We start from the raw sequence: 5,174 nt of genomic DNA on the forward strand, positions 1-5,174 counted from the left end.
AGGCAAGAAAGGGAGATTGTATACTCCTATCCCCAGGTACTTCAAGCCTTGATCAATTTCGGGATTTTGAAGAAAGGGGAGCTACATTTAAAAGGTTAGTTGCGGAATTACAATGATCAAATCAAAAGAAGGGCTAATTTTATTGTTAATTACTATCACTTTAGTCAGTATTTCAATCATCATGGTCTATTCTTCATCCTCTATATTAGCCTCACAAAGATTTAACAATGACTCTTTCTACTTTTTGAAAAAACAAATACTTTGGGCAATTATAGGATTTATGTTTATGTGGCTTTTTAGTCAGATTATTATAAGGTTTGGGAGAGATACTCCATAGCTCTTATAATTGTTGGGATCCTTTCATTAATACTTGTCTTCTTCCCTTGGATAGGAAAAGAGATAAGAGGAGCGAGAAGATGGTTGCTGATTGGTCAACCGATTGAATTTGTAAAATTGGCTTTGATAATCTATATAGCCAACTTTCTATCCAGAAAACAAGAGGTAGTGACCTCTTTCCTAAAGGGATTCACTCCTTTTGTCATCATATTATCAATTATCTTTATTTTGACTGCTCTACAACCAAGTTTAGGAGCTGCAATCTCTATAGTTACATTTTCTTTAGTCATGTTTCTAATAGGTGGAGGAAGGATTTCACACTTGGGTTGCCTATTCCTCTTTTCTCTACCTTTTTTATACACCTTGATCTGGAACGTCCCTTATAGAAGAAGAAGGATTATAGGATATCTATTTCCTTTTGATGATCCTTTGGATAAAGGCTATCAGATAATTCAGTCTTTCTTAGCTTTAAAAGCAGGAGGGTTATCTGGAGTTGGTGTAGGAAATTCAACTCAAAAGCTTTTTTACTTACCTGTACCTCATACAGATTTCATATTTTCTATTATTGGAGAGGAAGTCGGATTTATAGGCTGTAGCTTCATTTTATTACTTTTCTTAGGTTTTACAATCTTAGGAATAAGGATTAGCTGTCGGGCACAGGATCTATTTGCAAATTTTCTTGGTGTTGGAATAACTTGCATGATAATTATCCAAGTTATCTTGAATGTGTCTGTGGTTACAGGATTATTACCTACTACAGGATTGGGACTACCTTTCATTAGCTTTGGTGGATCTTCTCTCGTTGCTAATATGGTAGCAGTAGGAATATTATTAAATATCTCAAGGGGAGAAAAGCCAGATAAGGTGAAGTTCCTTTAGAACCCAAAATCTTACATCGATGTAAGATTTTCCGTTCTATCGGAGTCGGATTGCACTCCTTGAATCCGTAAAAACTTTTTACATGTTGTCCCTTGTTAGTATGAATTTTCTTTCTTTTTGAGTCGCTTTTTCTTTCTTTTTTGAAAAGAAAGAAAAGGGACAGGAGAGGAATGGTTTGAAGGTTGCTATTACAGTGAGTGGTACAGGGGGGTATATCTATCCTGGAATCGTAATAGCAAGGGAATTGAAAAAAAGAGAGAATCAAACGGAAATCCGATTTATAGGAAAAGTGAAGTCTCGAGAAGCATGTGAATTCAGTTTTACTCAAATTGATGTAAGAGAATGGAATAGGCGATTTCTATCTCTCGGTACGATTAAATTCGTTTGGAAAATAATGGAAGGTTTCGTAAAGTCTATCCTTTTTTTGAAAGAGTTCCAACCAGATGTAGTAGTTGGTATGGGTGGATATGCAAGTTTTACTCCTATTATATCCGCACACCTATTAGGAATTCCTACACTCATCCATGAACAAAATGTTCGACCTGGCTTAGCCACTGAGATATTGGTTCGAGTGGCAGATAAGGTGGCTGTGAGTTTCATTGAGTCAAAAAGGTATTTACACCAAGCAATTATTACTGGGAATCCAGTGAGAGAAAGAATCGGTGAAATAGATAGGATATCTGGATTAAGTCATTTTAATCTGGACTCTCGTAAATTTACAATCCTTGTCTTTGGGGGCTCCCTTGGAGCACATTCGATTAATAATGCGATAATTGATGCTCTTCCCTATTTAGAAGAGGTATCAAATAGATTACAGATAATCCATATTGCAGGTGTAAGGGATTATGATTGGATGCTGGAGCATGTAAAGGAAAGTAAAATTGGTATTCAAGTTTTCCCTTATATCCAAGAGATGGAAAATGCTTATGCAGTGGCTGATTTAGTAATTTGTAGAGCTGGTGCAACAACCATTTCGGAAATTATTAAATGCAGGATACCTTGTATACTCATCCCATATTCGTATGCTGCATCTCACCATCAATTGGTAAATGCAGAAGTTTTAGAAAAAAAAGGGCAGATAAAAATGATTTTAGATAAGGATCTAAGTGGAAATCTATTAGCCAAGAAGATCTTAGAATTGCTAAACGATAAGGAAGAATTAAATAAGATGAAAGAGAACCTAAGAGGCATAGGGATTTCTTCTGCTACTCAAAAGTTAGTAGAATTGATATACTCCCTTAAAAAGGAAGGCAGAAGGTTAAAAAGGCAGAAATAAATCTTTTACCCTTTCTGCCACTCCCCTTTCTCTTCTGCCTTCTTGAAGATAGAGAAATGTTAAAACAGAACAGGTCTATTCATTTTGTAGGTATTGGTGGAGCTGGAATGTCGGGTATTGCTGAATTATTGCTGAATTTAGAGTATAAAATCTCTGGCTCGGATATTTCAAAGACTAACGTAACGGACAGATTGTGCAATTTGGGCGCAAAAGTTTATATTGGACATAACGAATCAAATATTAAAGATGCAGATATAGTAGTAATCTCTTCAGCCATTCCAAAAGACAATTTGGAAATACGATATGCTAAGAGACATAGAATACCAGTAATTCCAAGAGCGGAGATGCTCCATGAATTGATGAGATTAAAAGAGGGAATTGCTGTATCTGGTGCTCATGGAAAAACCACTACCACCTCAATGATATCCCTTGTATTGAGTAGGGGAGGGTTAGATCCTACCATTTTGATTGGTGGTCGACTTCGTAATATCAACTCCCATGCACGCCTTGGTAATGGAAGATATTTAGTAGCTGAAGTTGATGAATCAGATGGAACTTTCTTACGCCTTCGACCATTCATTTCAGTTGTAACAAATATAGATATGGAGCATTTAGACTATTATGAAAACTTGAAAAGAATAAAAGAGGCATTCTTGAGTTTTATTAATTCTGTCCCTTTCTATGGATGTAGTATCTTATGTATCGATTGTGAAAATATAAGAGAGTTAGTAAGTAAAATAAAAAGAAGGTTTATCACCTATGGTACCGTAGAAGAGGCAGAGATTAGAGCAAAGGACATTGTCCTTGGAGGTCTATGTTCTGAATTCTATGCATTCTGCAAGAATAAAAAGTTAGGAAAGGTAAGGGTAAATCTACCAGGAGTCCATTATGTAAATAACTCCTTAGCCGCAATAGCAGTAGGACTGGAATTAGGGATTTCATTTCAGGATATTGCTCATGCCTTACTTGAATTTCAATCAGTTGACAGAAGATTTCAGATCAAAGGCAATATCAAAGGTATATTAATTGTAGATGACTACGCTCATCATCCAACAGAGATAAAGGCAACCTTAAAGTCAGCCAGAGCGGGATGGAATAGAAAGATAATTGCAGTATTTCAACCTCATCGATACACCCGAACAAAATATTTAAGAAAGGAGTTTGGGAGATGTTTTTTCGATGCCCAACAGGTCATAGTAGGAAAGATCTATCCTGCTGGAGAGTCACCGATCAAAGGTATATCTTCAAAGGTAATTGTAGATGGCTTAAAAGAAGCTAATCACCCTAATGTAATCTATATTGAGGATTTTAATGATATACTGAACTTTTGCATTGATAGATTGTCTTTTCACGAATTTCCGCGAATGAGGCGGCTAGAATGGCTTATCCTAGCTGAAAATCAGAAGAAGCCGCCTCACGAATTTTCGCGAATATTATACAACCACGTTTTAGGAAAACCGCTAATTTCAGCCAAAAAGAAGTTTTGAGTGCAAAAGTTGAGTGATATAGTCAATCACTTACTCTCTAATCTGCAAGAAGGTACCTTAATAATCACTCTTGGAGCAGGAGACGTATGGAAAGTGGCTGATAAATTGGTGGAGAGATTAAAAAAAGATGGAATTTATTACAAAACTTAAGAAGGTTACAGAAAGGATTAAGATAAATGAGCCTATGAGCGCTCATACATCTATCCAAATTGGAGGACCAGCTGATTATTTTATAGAAGTGGAAAACGAAAGTCAATTAAAAAGATTAATTAGATTGTGCAAAAATTCCAAAATACCTTATTTTTTGGTTGGTGGAGGATCAAATTTATTGGTCAAAGATGGAGGAATTCGTGGTGTAGTACTTAAATTAACAGATGATTTTGAGCATATAGTAGCAGACAAGAGAAAGGTAATTATTGGTGCAGGTATAGCCTTACCTCATTTATTGATGGAAGTATCTAATCTGGGTTTAGGCGGATTAGAATTCTTAACCGGAATTCCTGGTACTTTTGGTGGAGCAATTTTTATGAATGCAGGTGCATATGGAGCATCAATTTTGGAACGAGTAAATTGGCTGAAAATAATGGATTCTTCGGCCCGAGTTAAGACTATACTCAAAAAAGACTTACGCTTTTCATATAGAAAAAGTAATCTAAATGGATACATAATCCTGGAAGGAGAATTGGAGCTTCAGGAAAGTAAAAGATTAAAGGTGGAAGGTAAAATGAAGGGATTGCTGAAATTACGGGAAAACACTCAGCCGTTATATACAAAGAGCTTCGGATGTATGTTCAAAAACCCTGAAAAGCGCAATGCAGGAGAGCTAATTAGGAAATCTGGATTGGCTGATTTAAGAATTGGAGATGCAAAGATTTCTGAAAAACACCCCAATTTCATTGAAAATTTAGGCCGAGCAAAGGCAAGAGATGTATTGATGATAATTGAAAGGGTGAAGGAAGAGGTTATGCAACGCTTCGAAGTTCCTTTGGAAGAAGAAGTTATTATAACCGGAAGCTAACCTACTCTTCTATTAATAAGAAAGAGTTAGCAGGAAGAACTTCCTACCTTTTCTTAAAATAAAAAGTAGAGAAAAGAAATTTAGATGCATATTGTACAAAATGTTAGTTTTCAATATCAGTACATCACAAAAGCTGAGTTGATCTCACAATGTTGATTTCAGAATAAACACTAAATAC

General features: G+C 35.9%; 4 protein-coding genes and 1 pseudogene. All 5 read left to right on the forward strand.

The annotated features are described in order from the left end of the window. Nucleotides 1–181 precede the first annotated feature (181 nt). The 5 genes and pseudogenes from ftsW (at nt 182) to murB (ending at nt 4,996) form a co-directional block, all read left to right on the forward strand. Nucleotides 182–1,215, forward strand: a pseudogene (ftsW, locus tag AB1414_14995) (putative lipid II flippase FtsW). Between the two features lie 175 nt (nt 1,216–1,390). Then, entirely contained in the window at nt 1,391–2,491 is a 1,101-nt protein-coding gene (gene murG / locus AB1414_15000) for an undecaprenyldiphospho-muramoylpentapeptide beta-N-acetylglucosaminyltransferase (protein ID MEW6608729.1), read from the forward strand. Nucleotides 2,492–2,547: 56 nt separating this feature from the next. Then, a complete protein-coding gene (gene murC, locus AB1414_15005; GenBank protein ID MEW6608730.1) occupies nt 2,548–3,978 on the forward strand; it encodes a UDP-N-acetylmuramate--L-alanine ligase in 1,431 nt (476 codons plus the stop codon). After that, complete coding sequence (locus AB1414_15010; GenBank protein MEW6608731.1) at nt 3,979–4,128, forward strand: hypothetical protein; 150 nt, start codon at nt 3,979–3,981, stop codon at nt 4,126–4,128. It abuts the gene before it with no gap. After that, a complete protein-coding gene (murB, locus tag AB1414_15015; GenBank protein ID MEW6608732.1) occupies nt 4,106–4,996 on the forward strand; it encodes a UDP-N-acetylmuramate dehydrogenase in 891 nt (296 codons plus the stop codon). Before AB1414_15010 ends, murB begins: the two co-directional genes overlap by 23 nt. The last annotated feature ends 178 nt before the right edge of the window (nt 4,997–5,174 follow it).

The organism is bacterium (assembly GCA_040755795.1).
Classification (GTDB): domain Bacteria; phylum UBA9089; class CG2-30-40-21; order CG2-30-40-21; family SBAY01; genus JBFLXS01.

Coding starts and splice junctions, on each gene's coding strand:
- murC (MEW6608730.1), top strand. CDS start 2,548: ATGTTAAAACAGAACAGGTCTATTCATTTTGTAGGTATTGGTGGAGCT.
- murB (MEW6608732.1), top strand. CDS start 4,106: ATGGAATTTATTACAAAACTTAAGAAGGTTACAGAAAGGATTAAGATA.